Origin of the sequence: Litchfieldia stipae, from assembly GCF_014837155.1 — a bacterium.
GTDB lineage: Bacteria > Bacillota > Bacilli > Bacillales > Bacillaceae_L > Litchfieldia.
The window spans coordinates 351,566-370,995 of the sequence record NZ_JACYHA010000001.1; the positions used below are offsets into that span (position 1 = coordinate 351,566).

General features: G+C 36.1%; 19 protein-coding genes. 7 read left to right on the top strand and 12 right to left on the bottom strand.

Translation table 11 applies throughout. The annotated features are described in order from the left end of the window. Positions 1 to 2: 2 nt before the first annotated feature. From F7888_RS01680 to F7888_RS01690, 3 genes are all read right to left on the bottom strand, one after another. The gene (locus F7888_RS01680; RefSeq protein WP_191776596.1) at positions 3 to 665 is read right to left on the bottom strand and encodes a DUF4129 domain-containing protein; all 663 of its coding nucleotides are present in this window, start codon (positions 663 to 665) and stop codon (positions 3 to 5) included. Between the two features lie 15 nt (positions 666 to 680). Next, positions 681 to 1,598: a glycerophosphoryl diester phosphodiesterase membrane domain-containing protein gene (locus F7888_RS01685; protein WP_191776598.1), complete on the bottom strand. Its 918-nt coding sequence runs from the start codon at positions 1,596 to 1,598 to the stop codon at positions 681 to 683. 208 nt (positions 1,599 to 1,806) lie between these two features. Continuing rightward, a complete protein-coding gene (locus tag F7888_RS01690; protein WP_191776600.1) occupies positions 1,807 to 2,328 on the bottom strand; it encodes a type 1 glutamine amidotransferase domain-containing protein in 522 nt (173 codons plus the stop codon). Positions 2,329 to 2,638: 310 nt separating this feature from the next. Between F7888_RS01690 and F7888_RS01695 the strand changes: the two genes are divergently transcribed. Then, a complete protein-coding gene (locus tag F7888_RS01695; RefSeq protein ID WP_191776602.1) occupies positions 2,639 to 3,622 on the top strand; it encodes a hypothetical protein in 984 nt (327 codons plus the stop codon). Between the two features lie 56 nt (positions 3,623 to 3,678). Here the strand turns inward: F7888_RS01695 and F7888_RS01700 are convergent, their stop codons facing one another. After that, the gene (locus F7888_RS01700) at positions 3,679 to 4,650 is read right to left on the bottom strand and encodes a ring-cleaving dioxygenase (protein ID WP_191776604.1); all 972 of its coding nucleotides are present in this window, start codon (positions 4,648 to 4,650) and stop codon (positions 3,679 to 3,681) included. 221 nt (positions 4,651 to 4,871) lie between these two features. On the opposite strand from F7888_RS01700, the gene rluF reads away from it, so the two are divergent. Beyond that, positions 4,872 to 5,582: a 23S rRNA pseudouridine(2604) synthase RluF gene (gene rluF / locus F7888_RS01705; RefSeq protein ID WP_191776606.1), complete on the top strand. Its 711-nt coding sequence runs from the start codon at positions 4,872 to 4,874 to the stop codon at positions 5,580 to 5,582. A 41-nt stretch (positions 5,583 to 5,623) separates the two neighbouring features. Here rluF and wrbA read toward each other — a convergent pair whose 3' ends face one another. Further along, complete coding sequence (gene wrbA, locus F7888_RS01710; RefSeq protein WP_191776608.1) at positions 5,624 to 6,235, bottom strand: NAD(P)H:quinone oxidoreductase; 612 nt, start codon at positions 6,233 to 6,235, stop codon at positions 5,624 to 5,626. 47 nt (positions 6,236 to 6,282) lie between these two features. Continuing rightward, positions 6,283 to 7,545 carry a SpoIID/LytB domain-containing protein gene (locus F7888_RS01715; protein ID WP_225228536.1) on the bottom strand — a complete coding sequence of 421 codons (1,263 nt, stop codon included), beginning with the start codon at positions 7,543 to 7,545 and terminating at the stop codon, positions 6,283 to 6,285. A 177-nt stretch (positions 7,546 to 7,722) separates the two neighbouring features. Between F7888_RS01715 and F7888_RS01720 the strand changes: the two genes are divergently transcribed. Further along, positions 7,723 to 9,804: a PBP1A family penicillin-binding protein gene (locus tag F7888_RS01720; RefSeq protein ID WP_191776612.1), complete on the top strand. Its 2,082-nt coding sequence runs from the start codon at positions 7,723 to 7,725 to the stop codon at positions 9,802 to 9,804. A 50-nt stretch (positions 9,805 to 9,854) separates the two neighbouring features. Here the strand turns inward: F7888_RS01720 and thiM are convergent, their stop codons facing one another. Continuing rightward, entirely contained in the window at positions 9,855 to 10,661 is an 807-nt protein-coding gene (gene thiM / locus F7888_RS01725) for a hydroxyethylthiazole kinase (protein WP_191776614.1), read from the bottom strand. 474 nt (positions 10,662 to 11,135) lie between these two features. Here thiM and F7888_RS01730 point away from each other — a divergent pair, with 474 nt between their 5' ends. Then, entirely contained in the window at positions 11,136 to 11,321 is a 186-nt protein-coding gene (locus tag F7888_RS01730) for a hypothetical protein (protein ID WP_191776616.1), read from the top strand. A 260-nt stretch (positions 11,322 to 11,581) separates the two neighbouring features. Here F7888_RS01730 and F7888_RS01735 read toward each other — a convergent pair whose 3' ends face one another. The 3 genes from F7888_RS01735 to F7888_RS01745 all read right to left on the bottom strand — a co-directional run bounded on the left by F7888_RS01735 (position 11,582) and on the right by F7888_RS01745 (position 15,152). Next, entirely contained in the window at positions 11,582 to 12,373 is a 792-nt protein-coding gene (locus F7888_RS01735) for a divergent polysaccharide deacetylase family protein (protein ID WP_191776618.1), read from the bottom strand. A gap of 105 nt (positions 12,374 to 12,478) precedes the next feature. Continuing rightward, positions 12,479 to 14,350, bottom strand: a complete 1,872-nt coding sequence (locus F7888_RS01740) for a PTS fructose transporter subunit IIABC (protein ID WP_191776620.1) — start codon at positions 14,348 to 14,350, stop codon at positions 12,479 to 12,481. 55 nt (positions 14,351 to 14,405) lie between these two features. Then, the gene (locus F7888_RS01745; protein WP_191776621.1) at positions 14,406 to 15,152 is read right to left on the bottom strand and encodes a DeoR/GlpR family DNA-binding transcription regulator; all 747 of its coding nucleotides are present in this window, start codon (positions 15,150 to 15,152) and stop codon (positions 14,406 to 14,408) included. 354 nt (positions 15,153 to 15,506) lie between these two features. Here F7888_RS01745 and F7888_RS01750 point away from each other — a divergent pair, with 354 nt between their 5' ends. Then, positions 15,507 to 16,145 carry an HD domain-containing protein gene (locus tag F7888_RS01750; protein WP_191776623.1) on the top strand — a complete coding sequence of 213 codons (639 nt, stop codon included), beginning with the start codon at positions 15,507 to 15,509 and terminating at the stop codon, positions 16,143 to 16,145. A 200-nt stretch (positions 16,146 to 16,345) separates the two neighbouring features. Here F7888_RS01750 and F7888_RS01755 read toward each other — a convergent pair whose 3' ends face one another. Next, entirely contained in the window at positions 16,346 to 16,672 is a 327-nt protein-coding gene (locus F7888_RS01755) for a MerR family transcriptional regulator (protein WP_191776791.1), read from the bottom strand. 246 nt (positions 16,673 to 16,918) lie between these two features. Here F7888_RS01755 and F7888_RS01760 point away from each other — a divergent pair, with 246 nt between their 5' ends. Together F7888_RS01760 and F7888_RS01765 are read left to right on the top strand one after the other, a co-directional pair. Next, on the top strand, positions 16,919 to 17,056 hold the full coding sequence (locus tag F7888_RS01760) for a hypothetical protein (RefSeq protein ID WP_191776625.1): 138 nt from the start codon (positions 16,919 to 16,921) through the stop codon (positions 17,054 to 17,056). Between the two features lie 111 nt (positions 17,057 to 17,167). Next, the gene (locus F7888_RS01765) at positions 17,168 to 17,332 is read left to right on the top strand and encodes a Fur-regulated basic protein FbpA (RefSeq protein ID WP_191776627.1); all 165 of its coding nucleotides are present in this window, start codon (positions 17,168 to 17,170) and stop codon (positions 17,330 to 17,332) included. A 446-nt stretch (positions 17,333 to 17,778) separates the two neighbouring features. Here F7888_RS01765 and F7888_RS01770 read toward each other — a convergent pair whose 3' ends face one another. Next, positions 17,779 to 19,191: a S1C family serine protease gene (locus F7888_RS01770; RefSeq protein WP_225228537.1), complete on the bottom strand. Its 1,413-nt coding sequence runs from the start codon at positions 19,189 to 19,191 to the stop codon at positions 17,779 to 17,781. Between the last annotated feature and the right edge of the window lie 239 nt (positions 19,192 to 19,430).

The following is a 19,430-nucleotide window of genomic DNA, read 5'->3' on the forward strand; positions in this document are numbered from 1 at the left end:
GTTCATTCCTCCTTTTCCCTCAATCCTACTGTCTTAAGTTCTTCCTCATTTTTCTCAATTAAAGTTACCACTTCGTCATGGTAAGTCATAAATTCCTGCTGTGAAATGTCTCTTTCACCATAAGCTACCTCATCAAATAATAGAGCAAGTTGATCGAATTTAGTTGCCTTAAACTGGTCAATCCTTCTTAATTCCTCATAATAATCCCAATTGGTTTTCCAAATTTTCGCAACCAACCACTCTTTTTCATGGAAATATAAGAGAAGGGCTAAGAACATGTGACGAGTCGCTAAATTGTATTCTTCTGCGTTCTCTTGATTCTTTGCCTCATTCATATGCTGTACATATGACCAATTCATCTCATTCATAGATTGAATTGGATTCATCGGTGTACCTTCTCTGCGATATCTACTACGAATAGCGCTAACAGCAAAAATCAGTAATCCGACTAGAATGATAAAAATGATAATTGTGAGAATCACAGTAGCTAGTTTACTAGTTGGTTCAATAGATGGAAACATATTGGATAATAGCTCAGCAAACCAATCTCTAACTTTATCCCATAAGGTTTCGAAGAGACCCTTTGGTGGATTCTGATACATCTGATATTCCTTCGTATCTAATATCTGTTCGATTTCTGATTTTGCTTTTTCTGAATTTAGCATCTATCTTCACCTAACTTATTTAACATCATTGTATTCTTCGATTAGATCTTTTAGGTCATCTCCATCATGTCTGGTTTTTAAATCAAGATACATTACTGTATACCCTACTGCGAAAATTACTGACGTAAATAATGATACAAGGTTAACAATAATCGTAAATAAAACACTGTTTCCTAGTGCCATTCCCAAAGTTAATTCCACTGCGACGCCAATACTGCTAATAATTAGGTAAATAATAATATATACAGCCATCAGCTTCCATGTTCTTCCTGTCGTTAATTTCCAACTACGGGAAAGTCCAGGTGATTCACGATCTAGAACAACAGAACCAAAATAAAAGCTCCAACGTGTTACTAGAAAACCAATACCCACTGCTCCACCGATGAAGAGAAGAATCCCAATCAACACCGCCAAAATGGGATTAATGGCTGATATGATAAAGCTACCAATTCCAATTGCAATTAGTGGTACAATGACTAATCCAAAAACAATGAGTCCAAACAGAATACTACTACCAAGAATTGGCCAAAAGCGAGAAAATGCGTGCTTCAATACTTGACCAATTGTGTATTGCTCGTTTTTTCTAATATGATTGATGGCAATCATAATCCCTGCTTGTGCAACTGGTAAAAAAATTATAGTAAGTAAGCCTATCAGGATTAATCCAAGATCTGCCCCGAGGTTAGTCGGAGTTTCAATATAGGTAGATTCATCAAAGCTCGAGATAATTTGTTCATACCAAGCATCTCCTCCTCCTACTTGCCTAAAGAAACTTGTTCCTGTCGCTAATTGTACAATAGCCTGAATAATATAAAGTGGACCACCAAATATCAACATTATAAGAAATAAATGTTTGAAATGATTTTTACTTAACCGAAAGGTTTGATCCAAAATTTCCCCAATTGCTTTTGAAGTCGTAACCTCTGTGTTCATCTAATTCCCCCTAAAATACTTAAGATTTAACTATGTATATGGCTTATTTTAACATTATTTCGATGTATTAAAAGAAAAATATGTCAATTATTCCACTCATGTACCAATCCTTCCTATTCACTACATATGTAAAGAAAAAAAAGTGCTTGTCACCTCCTGAATTTTGGTGACAAACACTTATGAAAAATACAACTAAGATAAATCTTCCTTATCTTGCAAATACTTTTATAAATTCTCTCATATAGTCTGGTAGGTCCGGTGGACGGCGACTTGATACAAGATGTCCATCGACCACAACTGGCTCATCTAACCAGGTTGCACCAGCATTTGTCATATCATCTTTAATCCCTGGGGTACTTGTTACTTTTTTCCCTTCAAGGATCTTTGCTGAGATTAATACCCAACCCGCATGACAGATTTGACCTATTGGTTTTTGTTGTTCATCCATTACCTTAACCATATTTAATACTTCTTCATATCTTCTTAATTTATCAGGTGACCAACCACCCGGAACCAAAATTGCATCATACTCATTAGGGTTCACTTCTTGAAAGGATAAATCAGAAACAATCGGTACCCCATACTTTCCTATGTATTGCTGACCTGCTTTTTCACCAACAATGTGAACAGTTGCGCCTTCTTCTCTTAATCGTAAAACTGGGTACCAAAGCTCAAGATCTTCAAATTCATCACTAACTAATTGAATAATTTTTTTATTTTGTAATTGCATAGTTCTCCTCCTTCTTTTCTTTCTTATATTTTGTATGAAGTGATAGCTAATTGCAAATATCTCAAATAACTTATTTTCCCACTTGTGATTCTATAATAGAAATGGTATATTAGTTGAGCGATGAGCTGAATTGTGTAAGTCGTTTGACACGCCAACTGGCAATGCACTATGTGGAGTGCAGTCTAACGCCTCAATACGCAAGAACCAGAGAGATTTTCTCTCTGGTTCTTTTTTTTGCCCACAATGGAAATAGGATACTAGATATCTTTCATTATACTCATGCTAGAATGTTGATAAGGATGTGAGTATGATGAGAAAGACTTTGAAGATTGCGATACTTATCGTATTTCTACCTATTCTATTAAGTTTAGATACTATGACTTATGATTCTACCTATTTTGCAAAATATACATCACCTGAAAACATCCATTTTCTAAGTTATACAGAAAACTGGGACGAGCAAAAACTACAAGAACTTTATCAAGAACTGATTTTAAATACACATGGTGAAGAAATAAACCTTTTACAAGAAGTTCGAGTTAGAGGAGACGCAAAACCATCAGATTCGAACACACGAGGACAATATCATTCGTTAACAAATACGATTACACTCTTTCATGGAGATATGTATTTAGAGCCCACTGACTTTCGTGAGACCTTGTCCCATGAATATGGACATCATTTTTCATATCATTATTTTCCAGAGCAGCATTTTCCAACTTCAAACTGGGCGAACTTAAGAGGACTTGGCGACATGCCCGTTCGTTGGGATGCGTTTTGGAATTATTCAACGACTTCACATAAATGGTATCCTCAAGAAATCATGGCTGATGATTATGTACTATTATATGGTGCAACGAAGTCTGTTGAAATAAAAGATGTATACAGCAATGAAGCATTTTATCGAAAGACTGTTCATGATAATGATTATATTTCAAATGTATTAGAAAATACATCCCTGCATCACTTATTTGAAGATGTAACGGGTTTTGCAATTGACTCCAATCGTTATCTAGAAACACCCACATTTGAGAACTTTCATGAAGGAATCGCTTCATTTAAGATCATGAAGAAAGCAAATATCGCTTACCGATTAAATGTCAATTACATCAAAGAAGATCAAGAAAAATACGAAGAATTACTCTTCATAACCGAAGATGATATTCTAGATGAAATTAGCTTTTTATTAAATAAAATTGATCATTCAACCAGAATAATAGAACTATCATTAGACGTTCTCGATTTATCAACCTCTCTAGGACTTCAAACAAAAAAAATCACCATACAATTATAATATCAGCCTGAATACGTAGAGTGTATTCAGGCTGATACTTTAAAAGACTCTTTTATTTAGAACTCAAAATCTAAAGGACGAAGCCTTGCTTCAATCTCTTCACGTTTGGTTTCCAAAAACGGCGGCAGAGCAAGCGATTCTCCTAATGTTTCAAGTGGTTCATCCGCAGCAAAGCCTGGCGTATCAGTTGATAATTCAAATAAGATATGATTTGGCTCTCTAAAATATAAAGCTTTGAAATAGTAACGCTCAACCTCCCCAGAATTGATTAAACCACTTTCTTTAATTCGCTTTACCCAATATTTAAACTCCTCTTCATTAGGTATTCGAAATGCGACGTGGTGGATGCTTCCTCTTCCTGGTCGTTCTCTTGGAAGGTCAGGTCTTGACTCAATATGAACCTCAGCACCAGCTCCTCCTTCACCTGTTGCAAGCACTTCAACATCGGGAAACTCTCCTGCCAGAGATGGATAAGAGCCAACATGTCTAAATCCCATAATCTCCGTAAGTACTTGGATTGTTGGTGCTGCAGAAGTGACGGTTAACATGACTGGCCCCAATCCAATAATGGCATGTTCAACTGGGATATCAGTTTTATCCCAAGGAACTCCCGCTGCTACACCTTCCTCACCATTATCTGCAACTAAGATCACATTTGTGCCATCATAATCTTGGAAAGCTAATGTATCACGATTCGCTCGTTTGACCATTCCTTCATGATTTATATTGAAATCATCTAATCGATCCATCCAATAACGAAGTGAATCTGTATTCTTCACTCTTAATGAGGTAGAAGAAATACTTCGTACACCTGGATAAGTTCTTCCAAGACTAGGAATATCAAAAAACGTTATTTCAGTACCCGGATTTCCTTTCGCATCCCCATAAAACAAGTGATAAGATTGTGTATTATCCTGATTGACCGTTTTCTTTACCAATCTCATTCCTAATACCTTTGTATAAAATTGAAAGTTCTTCTCAGCATTTCCAGTTAATATCGAAACATGATGTAAGCCTAATAAATGCATCTTCATCATCCTTTTTTTCTTAGTATTTACATGCATTTCTATCTTCACTCAAGAAAATATCTCGAATTCAAGATAATTTTACGAGATAAGATTCACCTTGTCAACAGCAACGCATTTTTCCGAGCAAAACATGGAGATATTTTCTTTTCATTTTAAAATAAGGTATACTTTTCAAGTACTTTCATCGGTCTAGAAGATTAACTACTTAGGTGGTGTTTTTATTGAGAATAAATAAATTTATCAGTGAAACGGGGATTTGTTCCCGAAGAGAAGCAGATAAATGGGTTGCAGCAAATCGAGTGACCATTAATGGAAAGCTAGCAGAGCCCGGTAGTCAAGCAGAACCCGGTGATGATGTTCGTGTAGATGGAAAGCCAATCAAATCAAAACCAAAATTAGTCTATATTGCCCTCAACAAGCCAAGAGGGATTACTTCGACCACTGAACGTCATGTTAAAGGGAATATTATTGATTATGTAAACCATCCTGTTCGGATTTTTCCAATTGGAAGATTAGATAAAGATTCAGATGGTTTAATTTTATTAACGAATGACGGAGATATAGTAAACCCAGTACTGAGGTCAGAGGGAAAGCATGAAAAAGAATATATTGTGACTGTGGACAAGCCAATCACCCCTTCATTCTTACAAAAAATGTCCGAGGGTGTAGAGATCCTTGACACTGTAACACTTCCTTGTAAAATCACAAAAGAATCCAAATATGTATTCAGAATCATATTGACACAGGGCTTAAACCGCCAAATTCGGCGAATGTGTGCTGCTCTAGGCTATAATGTACGCAAGCTACAGAGAATCCGAATTATGAACATACACTTAAAATCACTTGAAATCGGTAAATGGCGTGACCTAACTGAAACAGAACTACAGCAACTATTCAAAAGCTTAAACTACGAACCAAATCGACACAGTTAATTGGTCCATAAAAAAGAACCATCACTGGTTCTTTTTTATGTTTATTGATTCCCTTTTTTGATATACTCAGCAAATGTAACAGTACGTTTTGCCTGGTGCTTAACAGCTGCTTCCACATCTTCAACAATTTTCCCATCTTGTCCTACAGTAACACTTGTTCCATAAGGGTTACCACCAGCGGCAAATGTAACTGGATCTGTATAACCAGGTGGGACAATAATAGAACCCCAATGATACATCGTATTATATAAAGCTAAAATGGTTGCTTCTTGGCCACCGTGAGGGTTTTGCGCTGAACTCATAGCACTCACTGCTTTATTCGCAAGCTTACCATTGAACCATAGACCACCAGTTGTATCTAAGAATTGCTTCATTTGTCCTGGCATGTTACCAAATCGAGTTGGGACACTAAAGATAATTGCGTCAGCCCATTCAAGGTCATCAAGTGACACCACCGGCACATCCTTTGTCGCTTCAACATGAGCCTTCCATCCTGGGTTTGAGTCAATTGCAGCTTGTGGTGCAAGCTCTGGAACCTTCAATACCTTCACTTCGGCTCCAGCTTCTTTTCCACCTTCTTCAGCCCATTTTGAAAGCTGATAGTTTGTGCCTGTTGAACTGTAATAAATAATCGCTAAATTAACGTTCGACATTCTTTACTCCTCCTTTTTTTCACATAAAATTACTCTTAAATACTCAACTATTCTTTCCCATTCACCATTGCATTAATCTGACTTATTGAAGTCCTTGGAAAATAATATTGAATAATTTCTTTGTAATTCTTCCCATTATCTCCCATAACACTTGCTCCCCATTGACTCATTCCTACACCATGACCATAGCCTCTTCCGCTCATCGTATAATGACCATCTTCAAAAGTTAGGGAATCAATTAAATAACTTCTAAAAATATCCCCACCAATTAGTGGTCGAATTTTATTTATATTTCCATTTCTTATCTCTAGCTGTTCCAGCATAATTGTTCCATCAAATAAACGATGAAGGAAGGACACCTCGATTGACCCTGTCATCGTTCTCCCTGATGGATTTTTGTCTTTTGCGATTTCAAAGGTTGGGACCGAGATAATTTTTATATCACCTAAATAACCCACTCTTTTCAAATAGCTCTTCATCGTTGCAGCAATCTTACTATCAACTTCAATCAAATCGTCCCAGGCTGAAGAGTCGTACCAATCAATTTCTTCTAAATTTAATTGGTCTTTGTGCAAAGTGAATTTCCATGGTTCAATCGGATCGTATTCATCTTTTTTTATCGGATAGATTGGTATTTGCTGTCCTCCCCAAACATGCTTATTATTTTCGGTGACTCCACCATTACTTGCTGAATAAAATGCCGTAATTGGCTTCCCTTGATAAGTAATAATCTCCCCTTTTGTTTCTTCAACTGCTTGTGTTGTCTTCGGGTCCCACGTAAACCCTCCGTACACTTGATATTGAATCGTATCATTCATTTCTTTACTTCTTTGAGTAATCGCATAAGTTCTTGCTGCTAGCGCCTGTGCTTTTAACGTTTCAAGACTCCAAGTTGAAAATACCTCGAACGGAACGACTCCTTTTAGATAGTCTTCAAGTGGTAGCTGATTAACAGGACGAATGTATTTCCCTTTTTCTTCAGTAAATTCAATTGCACCTAGATATGGCTTCCCATTAATTTCTATGTAATGGTTCGTATCATACTCATGAGGAACTAACATAAATGATCCATTAATTTGAAGTTTCTCCTTCTTACTCATTAACGAAAAGAGACCACGCTTCTTTTTCTTTAATGTATACTCCACTCCTTCTCTTAATTGTAAGCTAGGATCAAGTGTTAAATACGTTCCATGAAACCTAAATGTAAGTTCATTCGTATGTCCAATATCCTTTACTAATTTAACGTTCACCATCTCTTCTGCTTTCGTTTCAGTTGGTAGTAACAAAACCATGATTATACTAAAGAACATCATTAAATATCTCATATCGCTATTTTGCTCAAGTAAGCTGTAATCTATGTCAATTATCAAGGACTTATGTATGTGTAATATATGAATTAGATAGCAGTTTTTATCGTTTCATGGTAAAAATGAAGTATTAGTTTTAAAAAAATATATTGGTATAGTTCATTATAGATAGGAGTCACTATGGAATATTTGAAGTTAATTAGAAGTACTGTTGTTCGATTTTGGAAGGAAAAGCATATGACCAAGATTATGCTTCTATTATTTTTCACTGTAGTCTTAGGCTTTTTATTATTTTTTGCATATATGGCGAGTACTGCAAATGTACAATCTTTAAAAGATGGGATAAATCAAGCAACTGTCATTTATGACAAAGATGGGGATGTTGCAACAACTTTATCGACAAACCGAACTGAAGGTGTCCAGGTTGATAAACTTCCTTCTCATGTTCCAGATGCCGTTGTTGCCATTGAGGATCACCGATTCTATGACCACAACGGTTTCGATGTCATTGGGATTACCCGAGTATTCTTCAAAAACCTTTTCTCAGGAAGAATTACAGGGGGAGGGAGCACAATCACACAACAATTAACAAAAAATGCTCTTCTGTCACCAGAGAAAACCTACAAGCGAAAAATTGAAGAATTATTTCTAGCTGTTGAAATTGAAAAAAATTATTCTAAAGATGATATTTTAGAAATGTACTTAAATCAAGTTTACTTTGGTAAAGGGGCATGGGGAATTAATCACGCAGCAAAAAAGTATTTTGACAAAGATATTTCAACTGTTTCAATTAGTGAGGCAGCCCTTCTCGCAGGATTGCTTCAAGCTCCATCAGCTCTTGATCCTTTTAATCATTACGAACGAGCGATGAACAGACGTGATCTTGTGTTAGCGAAAATGCATGAGACAGGTAAAATCACTGAAGAAGAGTACAAACTAGCTCTATCTGAGGAGATTATTCTAAAAGAAGGTGGAGGGAGCTTCATTGAAAGAAGTTTCCCATATTACGTCGATGCTGCACTGGATGAAGCGATAAATGAATACGGATTGACACAGGAAGAAATCTTCACTCGTGGCTACCGAATATATACAGAAATGGATCAAAATCTTCAATTCACATTAGAAAAAATCTATAAACAGGATTCACGATTCCCAAGTGGTAGAGGAAATACATTAGTTCAAAGTGGTGCAGTATTACTTGACCCTCATTCTGGTGGAGTAAGAGGGCTTGTTGGTGGTCGTGGTGACTATGTATTCCGCGGCTTTAATCGCGCAACACATATGAAAGCACAGCCTGGTTCAACCTTAAAGCCAATTACAGTCTATACACCTGCTTTGGAGTCAGGGTTTAACAGTAGTTCTATCTTAATAGACGAACCAAAAACATTTAATGACTATACACCTAAGAACTCAACCAATACGTATCGTGGTGAAGTACCTATGTATGAGGCTGTTCAAGATTCATTAAACCTTCCTGCGGTAAGATTGTTAGATGAAATAGGGTTAGAAAAAGGACTTAAGTCTTTGAAACGTTTTGGCATTTCATATACTCCTGAGGATGAACACCTAGCCATTGCACTTGGTGGAATGAACAGAGGAATCTCTCCTCTACAATTAGCAGAGAGCTATGCAGCATTCCCAAATGGCGGAACAAGACACGAAAGCCATTTGATCACAAAAATCGTTGGTCCAACAGGAAATGTCATCGCAGAACATGAGTCTAAGTCGGTTAGAGTGACATCAAAGAAAGTCGCAAACGAGATGACTTCTATGCTTTTAAATGTAGTGGAATCTGGAACAGGCAAAGGAACAAGCATACAAGGAATTCCGATTGCTGGTAAAACTGGATCGACTCAAGTACCTTTTGAAGACATTAATGGTACGAAAGACCAATGGTTTGTTGGATACACTCCAAACTTAGTTGGAGCTGTTTGGTTAGGTTATGACAAAACCGATCGCGAGCATTATTTAAGGGGGACTAGTTCTGATAGTGTTGTACCACTTTTTAGAGCGATTTTCGAAGAAGCCTTTCAGTACACTGCACCAGGAGAATTCGAGGTTGTATCAATAAATAAACAACTCGCTGGCACAGAGAACAAACCACCAACGATTGATCGAGAAAAAATGAAGGAAAAAGCAGAACAAATTGAACAGAAGCTAAAAGAAGAAAGTTCGAAATGGAAGCAAGTATTAGATGAAGCCAAAAAGGATATCAACACAGTTGGAGATAAAATCTCTAATTTTATAGATAAGTTTAAGTAAACAAGGCTGTTCCCATCAGTGCCAAGCACAAGTGGGGCAGCCTTTCTACGTTATTGTTTAGTAACCTTTGCAAAAGAACGAATGGATTCCTCTGAAAGCTGATACAATTGATTTAGTAATTCAATCTGGAAGCTTCCTGGCCCCTCTTGTCCTTTATTCTCTGCAGCTAGTTCAGCTGCAATACCGTAGCAAGCTAAAGCTGCTGCTGCTGCTTTCACACTATTTTTTTCAACAGCTGAGAATGCACCAATCACTGAAGTTAGTAAACAACCAGTTCCAGTCACCTTCGTTAATAATGGATGACCATTAGCAATAACTAATGTTTCTTCAACACTCGCAACCACATCCTCTTTACCTGTGATTACGACAGTTGTATGTAGATTCCGGGCTGCTTTTTGAGCCAGGCTTACAACATCACCTGCCCCCTCACCCACATCAACACCTTTGATTGCCCATTCTTCTCCAACGATATTAGCAACCTCTGCTGCATTCCCTCTAACAATAGATACTTGTACTTCAGATAGGATTTTTCTAGCCGTATCAGTTCGATATGGAGTTGCTCCAGCTCCAACTGGATCAAAGATAACTGGCGTCCCTAGCTTGTTCGCAGCTTTACCAGCAACAATCATTGATTCAACTGTATCTGCAGTCAGTGTACCTATATTTAGAACTAGTGCACCTGCAATTTTCACCATATCTGCAACCTCTTCAATGGCATTTGCCATGACAGGTGAAGCCCCTATCGCCAATAAACCATTTGCTGTAAAGTTAGTAACAACAACATTCGTTATATTATGTACAAGCGGTGTTTCTTTCCTAAGCTTTGTAAAAGATTCACTTATAAAATCAAGATTCATCTAATTTCCTCCGTCATTTGATGGGTTTTATACCATTGTACTTTATCAAATCACCTTTCATTATACAACCTATCATACCGATCTTGTTTTGTTTATCTTGAATTAATTATGTATATTAATAGTTTGAGTGAATATTCGATTAAGGGCTATTGGTTGATTAATATCATCTAATTGAAGTATAATCATCACAAGTTACAATCTTAAAAAAATTTAGGCTGTTTTCTCAAAGTTTGTTGTTTTTTGAGATAAATAGTTGAAAATAGATTTCTAGCAGCCTGAATATACTCAAGACTCCCGTGGGATGCGTTGGCTCCCACAGGACGCGGAGTGTATTCAGGCTGGTATTCAAAGCAACTATATACGAAAACAGCTGAAAATAATTAACAAAAATATACAAATTATATTTACAAATTCAGAATATTTAGATAAAATAATATAAAATATTTTTATCGAAGGGAGAAAAGGAAACCATTTATGGACCCCAGTGATAAAGAAACCTCAAAGATATACCGTAAGTTGATTACTTCTGATGATTTTAAAGCTTACATTCTGTATGAAAAATTAAATGACCAAATGCGTATGAAGATCATCTCAAAATTAAATCAAAACGGTTCTACAAGAGCAAATCTTTTACTTAAGAAACTAGAAAAATTCCAATAATAACTTTAGGCTAATTCAAAATCTGAATTAGCCTTTTTATTGTTAATGAAGGCTGTTTTCCCAAAGTTTGTTGTTTAGCTGTACATTATTTAAAAGAGATAATTCTAGCAGACTGAATACGCTCAAAACTCCCGTGGGATGCGTGAGCCAAAGTGAGACCCCACAGGAGCCAGCGACGAGGAGGCTCACCGCTCACCCCACAGGACGCGGAGTGTATTCAGGCTACGACTTTAAAAGCAACAATTTATACGAAAACAGCCTTAATGAATAAACTCAAAGTACTTTTCTTGTATTTCTTCATTTAACAATTCAGATACTGGAACAATTTCAATATTTCTTTTTTTGAACTCTGGCATCGATTCAAAGATACCAGTTGAACACACTTTTCCCGTAACCCCTACATGCCCAATCGCAATCCCTTTCTTATGCTTCTCAGTAATTTTAGCTAATCTCTTCATTTGTTTTTTCACATAATGAACTGACGAAACATCATCAAGAAAGACATCTCTCATCACAATTGGTACACCAAGCTCTTTTGCTACCTTAGGAAATTTTGTTTTTCCACTTGTTCCACTATCAACAATGTACATTTGATGTTTCTTAGCAACCTCCACAATGGCCCTTACAATTCGTTCATCTTCAACGACAAGTGAACCCATATGATTATTAAGCCCTTTCGCATAAGGAACACTTTCAATCGCCTTCTCTACTCGTTCCTTCACTTCTTCAGTTGAGAGGGTTTTGGTGATTGGATTGGGACCTAACCATGATATCTTCCCTTTTTTCGGCTGCATTGGTAAATGAACCATAACTTCAAACCCTCTATTATGGGCTTTGATTGCATGATCTTTCGAATGCTCTGAAAATGGCATTACTGCAGCGGTAATCGGAACAGCTCCATTCAAGAAGTCACCCACTCCACCTATTCCACCACCAAAATCATCAATGATAATGGCTGCTTGTAAGTCCTCTTCTTTGTTTTTCGCTTGTACATGATAAGTCGATGCTGCAATAAAAAGGATTATGATAATGAAAATAGAAGAATATTTCATTTTATCCTCCTTCACGAATAGTATCCTTAATTTTCCCTATTCATATCTTTTCATACAAAAAAAGCTGTCCATATAAGAACAGCTTTATGTTTTACAATATGAAACTTATTCAACTGGTTTTTTCAAGAAGCCAAGCATTAAAGCTGTTACAATAGCTCCAATAACAATTGCTACTAGATATAGTAATGGATTACCTTCAACTAATAGGATAACAAATGCACCACCGTGTGGAGCTGGTAATCCAATTCCAAACATCATCGTTAACGCACCGGCAACCGCTGATCCTACTACGGATGCAGGAATCACTCGACCTGGGTCTGCAGCTGCGAAGGGAATCGCACCTTCAGTGATGAATGATGCACCCATAATATAATTTGTTTTCCCAGCTTCTTTTTCAGCTTTCGTAAATTTATTCTTAAACAGCGTTGTTGCAAGAGCAATGCCAAGTGGAGGAACCATACCACCAGCCATAATCGCCGCATGTGGTGCTAAGTTTCCTGCATCAATCATGGCAATACCAAATGTGAAAGCGGCTTTGTTGATTGGGCCACCCATATCGATTGCCATCATTCCACCTAATAGTAATCCAAGGAAGACTAGGTTTCCTGTACCTAAACCTGCTAACCAATTCGTTAATCCTGTATTTAATGCACTTACAGGCTCAATGACCAGGAACATCATAATTAGTCCAGAAATGAGAATTCCAAATACAGGATAAAGTAATACCGGCTTAATTCCTTCTAGAGATTGTGGTAATCCGTTGAATAGCTTTTTAAGGCCAACAACAATGTAACCTGCTAAGAAACCTGCAATTAATCCACCAAGGAAACCTGCTCCACCTGTTGCTGCCATTAATCCAGCAACTGCACCTGGTGCGAAACCTGGACGATCTGCTATACTCATTGCAATAAATCCAGCCAAAATAGGAATCATTAATCCAAATGCATTTCCACCACCAATTGTCATTAATGCACCAGCAATTGGATGATATGTTGGATCATTTGGGTCATTGGCATTAATACCAAAAATAAATGAAAGGGCAATTAATATCCCTCCACCAACAACAAATGGAAGCATGTTTGAAACACCATTCATTAAATGCTTATAGAAACCGGATTTTTTACCTACTTCAGTGTCATTCGTGTCTTGCGTTTTACTTCCACCTTGATATGTTGGTCCTTGTTGCTTGAGTGCCTTGTCAATTAATTCCTGTGGCTTACGAATAGCAGCAGCAACTGGAACTTCAATAACAACTTTCCCTTTAAATCGATCCATTTCTATTTTCGTATCTGCAGCAACAATAATCGCTGTAGCTTCTTCAATTTCTTTCGATGTTAATTTATTTTTGACACCGCCTGAACCATTTGTTTCAACTTTAATATCTACACCAAGCTCATTTGCTTTATTCTTTAAGGCATCAGCAGCCATATACGTGTGTGCAATTCCTGTCGGGCAACCAGTAACTGCTAAGATACTCCCTTTTGCCGCTTCCTTTGTTACTTTGTTTTGATCAGTTTCTTCTGCTGCCTCTTTTTCGTCAATTGCAGTTAGTACCTCGTCCACCGATGACGCAGTTGATAACTTGTCACGAAAACCAGTATCCATTAAGAACGATGATAAGCGTGAAAGAGTTTCAAGATGTGTATTATTCGCCCCTTCACTTGCCGCAATCATAAAGAACAAATGACTTGGCTGACCATCTAACGAATTGTAATCAATTCCGTTGATTGATCTACCGAAACAAATGGCAGGTGTTTTAACCGCATTTGTTTTCGCATGAGGAATCGCAATTCCTTCACCAATTCCAGTTGTACTTTGTGCCTCTCGAGCTAAAATCGCTTCTTTAAATTTATCCTTATCAGCTAACCTTCCTGCTTGGTTCAGCTGATCTACTAATTCGTCAATAACCGATTCTTTTGAAGTTGCTTGTAAATCTAACAGAATCGTATCCCTTTTAAGAAGGTCTGTAATCTTCATTGCTTATAACCTCATTTCTTCTTAGTAAACTCGTAAGTATAGACTTCCAGCTACTTTATACTGTAATAATATCTGTCTTATTGTTAAAATCTATCAATAATTCATCATCAGTTTTATTAGTGATAATCACTGCCTGATGAACATCTGCAATTTTTGCGAATGTGACTTCATGAAACTTTGTATGATCTGCGAGGACATATTTGCTTTGTGAAAGCTGTAGGGCTAAGCTTTTAACTGCTGCTTCCTCTGGATCAGGCGTTGTGAATCCATAATCAGGATGTATGCCGTTAATCCCAAGAAAACATTTATCAAAACGATATCTTCTTAATCCTTCTAAAGCACCACTACCAATTAACGCTTTCGTTTTATGTTTGATTAACCCACCAATTAAATATGTTTCTATTTGATGATCAATTAACGTTTCAAGCAACATAATATCATTTGTAACCACCGTGACATCACGGGCAACAATCGAACGAACTAATTTATTCGTTGTCGTCCCAGCATCTAAATAGATGCAATCCCCGTCACGAATTAACCCAGCTGCATATTTAGCAATGGCCTCTTTCTCCTCGTGATTTTTAGTGGATTTTTCAGTATAACTTAGCTCATTTCTTTTCTGAATTAGTAGTGAGGCACCACCATGCACACGCTTTAATTTCCCTTCTTCCTCTAGTTGACTTAAGTCTCTCCTGATGGTTGATTCAGATGAAGAAGTTGCATCAACAAAATCTTGTATTTTTGCTACTTCATGCTGTGATAATACTTCTAATATAATGCGATGGCGCTCAGGTGTTAGCATACTAAGGAACCTCCTACCTCGAAATTTGTCGTCTACAAAATAAATAATATCGAAAGCCTTTTCACAAGTCAATCATAATCTTTTAAAAATTATCAATAACAGTCAAATAAATGGATGTATTGTTCAAAAACAACCAAAAACTATTATTATCATAAATTTAACTTATAACACTTGCTCATTTTTATAATATTCAGAATTAACAATTGATAAGACAAGCCTGATTCATGTATAATTATTCGAAATACCTCAAAATTGGAAAATAACAGTTAACTTCTATCTCAATAAAATTTTTCATACCTATTATTAAATAGCTTGTCGTATCCAATTCTTACTATTTGAAAAGGAGGAAAACCCATGGGGATACACATATATTTCAAGAGTCTTTCAAATTTAGAAGGAATCATTCGTTGTCCTGGTAAATTTAAATATCAAGAACATTCCGTTGCAAGTCATTCTTTTAAAGTAACGAAAATTGCTCAATTTCTAGCAACAGTCGAAGAAATGCATGGAACACCGATCAATTGGAAATTAGTCTATGAAAAAGCGATTAATCATGACTACTCTGAATTATTTACTGGTGATATTATGACCCCTGTTAAATATGCGCTTCCAAAATTAAAGGAGCTTTTTACTCAAGTTGAGGAATCAATGATTCGTGATTTCATCGGTCGTGAATTTCCAGAAGAATTCCAGAAAATATATGAGGAGAGGTTTTGCGAAGGAAAGGATGATTCAATTGAAGGAAGAATCCTTGCAATTGCTGATAAAATCGATCTCTTATATGAATCATTTGGTGAAATCATTAAAGGGAATCCGGAGCCACTTTTTATTCAAATCTATCAAGAAGCCCTCGAGACGATTCTGCAATACAAAGATATGAGTTGTGTTCAATATTTCATCGATAATATTCTTCAGGAGATTATTGATGAAGAAACTGCGCTATGCTCCACAGTTCAAAAAGTAACGAAAGAAACATTACAAAATGCCACCTAATCCCTCTTTATCTAATTGACCACCTTCAGATATCTTCCTTGTTCATAACTAAGTGTAGCTATATACTGTTATTCCCTTTTGGATAATCTCGGAAATACACCTCATATTTCCGGTATTATCCTAGTCTGATTGCTTAATTTCACGTTAAAAGAGACAACTCTTTTTCAGAGCTGCCTCCTTATACTTATAATGAAATGTTGTTATTCTCTTCGTTTAAAATAGGCATTTAACTGACCACGAATCATTTGTTCATTCACTTCTGATTTTTTCTCCCCTAAACGCTTATTAGATATTTCTTTTTTTAAATCAGATGTTTGCAAGCCATCTTCCATTTTATTTGCAATATCCATCAGAGTTTCAACATCTGAGAAGGAATATTTACGATTTCCTTTATTGGATCTTTTAGGGAATATTAATTCTCTTTCTTCGTAATACCTAATTTGGCGTTCACTTAACCCAGTCAATTCACAAACCGTACCGATTGAAATTACTTTCTTATAAATATAAGAATTATCACTAGAAGACAACACGCTCTCTCCCCCTTGTGTATAAATACCTCTATATTAAATATACACAAAATGATCAGACTTGTGGGAAAGATTGTTAGATTTCCTTACATTATTTTTAAAAAACTAACAATATTATGTCAGTTTTCCTTACAACATTGTAGAAATGCAGAAGAAATGTGATTATAATTATTTTTAATCATTCATTGTAAAACTAATAAACTTTAGCAAAGTTTAAATCATACATTCTTTAAGGAGGTAAGTTTCGTGAACAAAGAAAAGGCAATTTCCATAGCTAATGAGATCATCCAATTAGATTTGCTACGAGACGAACTATATGAAGAATTAGTAGCTTTAATCGGAAATAAAGCTGCTGAAGTATTAAGAATCATTCAAAATTCATAATATTTCCTCACTTTATTTCTATTATAACATATTTTAACTTATATTTATGTAAACACACTTCTCTTAGTTACACCTATGGAAAAATGACACAAAAGAGGCAGGGGGAATAGCATGACAAAACATCTCCGGAATGCAGTGGAGAAGATGAGACACCATTATATTCAGAAATTAATCGAATCAGGGGCTTATTCAAATAATGAAGAACAGCTCTATGACTATACTTTAAGCGAGTTGATTGAAGAATATAACAAAACGTTAGTGAAGACAAAAAGTTAATGCAAATCATTCCACGGGCCAAAAAGTTATAACTACTTTGAAACCACCTTAAGGCTCTCATTATTTTTACTATTCAATAAAAGGATTTTGGGACCACAGTCGCATAGCTTTGAATGTTTTAATTGGCGAATTGTTTTTTGACATATAGGACATCGGTTCTCTTTCAATATGTACACCCCTTTTAATTAAGTTGTTTTCTCAAAATTAGTTGTATTAGACATTCATAGATTTAAAATTATTTCTAGCAGCATGAATATACGAAGACTCCCGCAGGACTCGGAGTATATTCATGCTGCGTCTTTAAAAGCAAACTAATACAATAATACTCTTTAATTGTTTATTTATTTCTATTATACTCACCAACAAATTAAAATCAATACTAAATTATAATAATTATAATTAAAATAAAAAAAGAGTAGTCATTCTAGACTACCCCGTAACTTCATTTATTGATTATTACTCTTATTACTAGTCAAGGTTAAAGAAACCTTCATTAACTCCTCACCACGATAAATCTCAAATTCAACCTCATCACCTATTTTGAAATCAGTATAAAGATATTTTCTCAGTTCGCTTGAATTTTTGACTTCCTTCCCATTAATCGCTACAATCACATCCTGTAGCTTTAATCCAGCAGCTGCAGCAGCAGAGTTAGGATCTACATTGGAAATCATCACTCCACCATTTAAATCTTCCGGTAATGCCTGTAAATAAAAATGAGGAATCTCCTCTAAGCTTGTTAAACCTACTCCAATATATGGACGTTCTATATACCCCTGTTTAATGATTTCATTCACTATTGGTAGGACATCGTTACTTGGGATTGCGAACCCTAATCCTTCCACACCACTATTTGATATTTTCAAGCTATTAATTCCTATCACCTGTCCTGATGTATTAATTAGCGCTCCACCACTATTCCCTGGATTTATTGCAGCATCTGTTTGAATGACATCAAGATTCCAAGCACCAGCAGATGTTGTTACATCAATTGTACGTTCGGTTGCACTAACGATCCCTTGAGTAACAGTTCTCGATAAATCAAGCCCTAGTGGATTACCAATGGCAAGCACCTGTTCACCTGGTCTTAATTGAGAAGAGTCACCAAAATCAATTGTTGCCTCTACATGCTCTGATGAAATCTTCAAAACAGCTAGATCAGTTAAAGCATCTGCTCCAATCAACTCTGCTTGTACTTTTTCCCCATTATATAGAGATACCTCTATTTCGTTTGCCCCCTCAACAACGTGATTATTTGTAACGATATAAGCTGTTTTATCATTTTTTTCAAAAATAACCCCTGAACCTGTACCAGATTCTACAGTTTCGGATAGATTGGAGAATCGATTGTTTTGCTGTTTCATGTTAACAATCCCGACAATCGCTGGTGATGCCTTCTCCACAATATCCGCAATTGATCCTGTTGTTGCTTGTGCTGAAGTTGGCGTTGCTTTGACTAGTGAGTCTGAACTATTTTGTGTGGAATTTGTAGTAGTCTCTGAATTGATACTCACATCACGATCCTTTACATTAACAACATACTCCCCATAAAAATCTGTAAAAGGGACTAATATTAACGTTAAAAGTGATCCTACAACTCCTGCACTTACTGTTGTGACTATGTTTTTAAGCTTTCCTTTTTTATGGTAGTCCTCTCTTCTCTCCTGCTTGGCTTCACTCTTGGGTTCATCCATTATTTCATACAGAACCTCTTCTTCAGCAAGTGGCTCCGTATCCTTATCCCGCATTTCATTCATTTCTTCATTTATATAGGATTCAATTGGAAGAGTTTCGTTCAATCTTGCTTCATTTACTGTTTCATCTTCTTGATAAGATTTGAATTCATTTTCTTTTGTCATGTTAATAACCTCCATAATTATAATTTCTTCTATTTAAAGCAGTTCTTGAATTTTCTTTCATGACAACATCTTATCCAGAAAATATGACAAAAGTATGAACAAATCCGTAAGAGTGTAAGAAGAAACTGATACAAATTAAGTCGATGTATTTCCTATATTTATTACACAATAAGTCCAAATTTGGTCATATTTTATTCATATTCTTTGGATAAGCTTGCTTTAACCAATTAATACAATTG